Source organism: Sulfitobacter sediminilitoris (genome assembly GCF_010667575.1).
Classification (GTDB): domain Bacteria; phylum Pseudomonadota; class Alphaproteobacteria; order Rhodobacterales; family Rhodobacteraceae; genus Sulfitobacter; species Sulfitobacter sediminilitoris.
The window spans coordinates 1-711 of record NZ_JAABNT010000087.1 but is presented as its reverse complement, the minus strand read 5'-3'; the positions used below and the strand labels follow the sequence as shown (position 1 = coordinate 711).

General features: G+C 57.4%; 1 protein-coding gene. It reads left to right on the top strand.

The window, feature by feature from the left end:
• Positions 1-711 (top strand): IS3 family transposase (locus GV827_RS23230; protein WP_164356715.1); only part of this gene is annotated, 711 nt, incomplete at both ends.

Here is a 711-nt window from a genome sequence, read left to right as displayed (position 1 = left end):
GCTGGCTCATATCAAGGAACAGTCTCGTCTCAGCCTGGGCAGCTACGGCCGTCCACGAATGACTGAAGAGCTGAAGGAGCTCGGTCTGAACATCGGCCACCGCCGCGTTGGTAGGCTGATGCGTGAGAACGGCATACAGGTCGAGAGATCGAAGAAATACAAGGTGACGACCGACAGCAATCACGCCTTCAACATCGCGCCGAACCTGTTGAACCGGGACTTCGCAGCGAACGAGCCCAACCGGAAATGGGCGGGCGACATCAGCTACGTTTGGACCCGGGAAGGATGGCTGTATCTCGCCGTGATCTTGGATTTGCATTCCCGCCGTGTGATTGGCTGGGCGGTCAGCAATCGGATGAAACGAGACCTCGCAATCCGAGCGTTACAGATGGCTGTGGCGCTCCGCCAGCCTCCCAAGGGCTGCATCCATCATACGGATCGCGGCAGCCAATATTGCTCCCATGATTATCAGAAGCTCCTGCGTCAGCACGGCTTCCAAGTATCGATGAGCGGCAAGGGCAACTGCTATGACAACTCCGCCGTCGAGACGTTCTTCAAGACGATCAAGGCTGAGCTGATCTGGCGAAGGTCTTGGCAGACGCGCAGAGACGCCGAGTTGGCCATCTTCCAATACATCAACGGCTTCTACAATCCGCGACGGCGGCATTCAGCATTGGGCTGGAAAAGCCCGGTCGCCTTCGAAAGGAAAGT